Source organism: Variovorax sp. J22P240, assembly GCF_030316855.1.
In the GTDB taxonomy this organism is placed as follows: Bacteria; Pseudomonadota; Gammaproteobacteria; order Burkholderiales; family Burkholderiaceae_C; genus Variovorax.
The window spans coordinates 1-2,567 of record NZ_JASZYR010000038.1 but is presented as its reverse complement, the minus strand read 5'-3'; the positions used below and the strand labels follow the sequence as shown (position 1 = coordinate 2,567).

Genomic DNA, 2,567 nt, shown 5'->3' with positions numbered 1-2,567 from the left:
GTATGCGGTCAATAAACCGCGTCCTGTTCATCGACGCAGATCAAGTGCAGGGGTTGAGCTACGAGGTTGGCAGCGCGATGTTCCAGGGCAGTAGCGCCTCGTAGTCGTCGACTGTTTGCGCCAGCGGCAGCTTCTTGAACAGGGCGACGAGGTAGCGATACGGCTCGACGTTGTTGGCCTTTGCCGTCTCGATGAGCGAGTAGAGATTCGCGCTGGCGTTCGCACCGCCAACGGTGTCGGCAAATAGCCATGAGCGGCGACCAACTACAAATGGCCTGATGGCGTTTTCCACCGGGTTGGAGTCCAGCGGCCAGGTGCCGTTGTCCAGGAAGCGGATGAGCTTGGGCCACTGGCCGTGAAGGTAGTGCAGCGCCTCGCCCAGCAGGCTCGTTGGCGCAACGGCGTGCAGATGCGCGAGCAGCAACTGTTCGATCTGCTTGACCACTGCGGCGCTGTAGCGCTGGCGCAGCCGGTGACGGCGCTCTGACGTCCAGTCCTTGGCCAGCGCCTCCGCGCGATACAGCTTGCCGATGAGTTTGATGATTCGTGTGGCCAGCTGATCCGGCGACCGGGCTGCCTTCGGTGTCGACTCCTCGGCCTTGATCAGCGGTCGGCGCGCGTGCACCCAGCATCCAAGGTGCGTCAGGCCATGGTCCGCGGCGATACCGTCGTAGACCTGATACCCGTCGGTCACGAGCGTGGCGCCGCGCCGGATGCCGGCATAGAGCTTCTGCGCGTGCACGGTACCGCGACCCGGCGCATAGGCGAACAGTCGAACTGGCGGTCCGCTGCCGTTCATCTGCGCCCACATGTAGCTCTTGGTCTGCGCCTGGCGCCCGGGCTCCTTGAGCACTTGGACGGTCGTCTCGTCCCCGTAGATCAGGTCGGAGTCCAACAGGTGATCACGCAGCAGGTTGATGATGGGCTGCACGGCCAGGCCGATGCGCACCACGCCCGCGGCCAGCGTGTTGCTCACGATGTCGCCGCCGAAGCGGCGCAGCAGAACGGCCGTGCGATACAGCGGCATGCCGAACTGGTACTTGCCTGTGATGACCCAGGCCTGCGCCTCTTCAGTGAGGAGGCCTCGCGGGATGATGCGTGCCGGTGTCGGCGCGACCTTCAGGCTCAGGTCGCAGCAGGGGCACGCGTACTTGATGCGGTGGTGCTGCAGCACACGCACCTGCTCGGGGATGACGTGCATCTGCTCGCTGACCTCGGCGCCGATCTCCACCAACGCGTAGCCGTCGTGGGCGCAGACACGCTCGGACTCTGGCAGCTCGTGACGCACGATGTCACGCGGCAATGCAGGATCCAGCGGCTTGCGGCCGCGCTTCTTACGCTGGTGGCCAGCGACCGGCGTCGAGTCCTCATCATCGATTTCGGCCGGCAGTGTTTGCGCGGTAGGTGCGAGCGCCTCGGCCTCGTTGAGGAACAGGTCCTTCTGGTCGGTGCCGCGGGCCTCGCTCTTGGCGGCGAACAACTGACGCTGCAACGCTCGCAAGCGCTCCAGCGCCAGGTCCCGCTCGGTGGTCACCACGCGCAGTTCGCCGACGAGAGATTCGCTGCGCCGAGTGGCCTCGGCCAGGGCTTGCTGCAGGGCTGCGAATTCTTCGGCGGTGGGCATCTGAACCATTGCCTGCTTCGATCAACATGACGTGCAGGCGTTCCTCGAACATCGCATTGTCGAGGAAGATTCGGCAACTATTTTTGCAAGCTGCCGGTGAGCGTTCAAGCCACTCGCTCGTAGAAGCGACGGGGGTGCTTCTGGACCACCGCGAGATCAATGCCATCGAGCAGCCAGTGCAGTTGCTCCACCGTCAACGTCGGCACGGTGGCGACATCGGGCCAGATGAACCTGTCCTGCTCGAGACGCTTCATCAACATCCAAAAGCCGTTTCGCTGCCAGCCCAGAATCTTCACACGATCACGTCGCCGGTTCCTGAAGACGTACAGCGCCTCGGCAAACGGATCCAACCCGAGGGCCTGCTCGACCAGGATCGCCAGACCGTTGAGGCCGACCCGGAAGTCAATGGCCTCGCGATGCAGGTAGACCTTCAACCCTTCGTCGAAGCGGAACACCGCAGTCTCCCGAGCGCCTCGATCATCGCCAACGCCTGCTGCATGTCGCAACCACGCAAGTCGACCACAACTCCGTTGGGAAGGCGTGCCTGCACATCCATGGATGACGTCTCTTCCTGGCACGCCGCTGCGACTTCGAGCGCCACGAATGCCGGCGTCTTCGCTTCGACAACGTCCGCGCTCGGCGCCGTGGTCTTGGCCAGTTGTCGCTCATACAAGCGCAGCCAGCTGTTCAGCTGGTTCGCGTTGACGCCGCAGTCGCGTGCCAGCTTCGCTATCGATACCCCGGGCTCACGACATGCCAAGACCAACTCGCGCTTGGCCTGCTCGTCGTAGATGCTGCGACCATCGCGCTTGTGCCCGACAACCAGGCGCTTGGCCAAATCCGAAATCAACTCTGACATTACGTGCCCACGTTCTTGTACATGGGTACGTAGCCTCACACTTCGTCGCGCTCGAAGGAAGGGCGTGGTTTATTGCGCGCTTAC

3 protein-coding genes are annotated in these 2,567 nt (G+C 63.4%); all 3 read right to left on the bottom strand.

Going from position 1 to position 2,567, the window contains the following annotated elements:
- Nucleotides 1-58 precede the first annotated feature (58 nt).
- Nucleotides 59-1,624 carry an IS66 family transposase gene (tnpC, locus tag QTI24_RS31430; RefSeq protein ID WP_286605857.1) on the bottom strand — a complete coding sequence of 522 codons (1,566 nt, stop codon included), beginning with the start codon at nucleotides 1,622-1,624 and terminating at the stop codon, nucleotides 59-61.
- 104 nt (nucleotides 1,625-1,728) lie between these two features.
- Nucleotides 1,729-2,079: an IS66 family insertion sequence element accessory protein TnpB gene (gene tnpB / locus QTI24_RS31425; RefSeq protein ID WP_028250660.1), complete on the bottom strand. Its 351-nt coding sequence runs from the start codon at nucleotides 2,077-2,079 to the stop codon at nucleotides 1,729-1,731.
- The gene (tnpA, locus tag QTI24_RS31420; protein ID WP_286605855.1) at nucleotides 2,055-2,462 is read right to left on the bottom strand and encodes an IS66-like element accessory protein TnpA; all 408 of its coding nucleotides are present in this window, start codon (nucleotides 2,460-2,462) and stop codon (nucleotides 2,055-2,057) included. The genes tnpB and tnpA overlap by 25 nt, the downstream gene beginning before the upstream one ends.
- Between the last annotated feature and the right edge of the window lie 105 nt (nucleotides 2,463-2,567).

Bases quoted from the DNA above. Each gene is read 5' to 3' on its own strand.
- tnpC (WP_286605857.1), bottom strand. From the start codon at position 1,624: ATGCCCACCGCCGAAGAATTCGCAGCCCTGCAGCAAGCCCTGGCCGAG.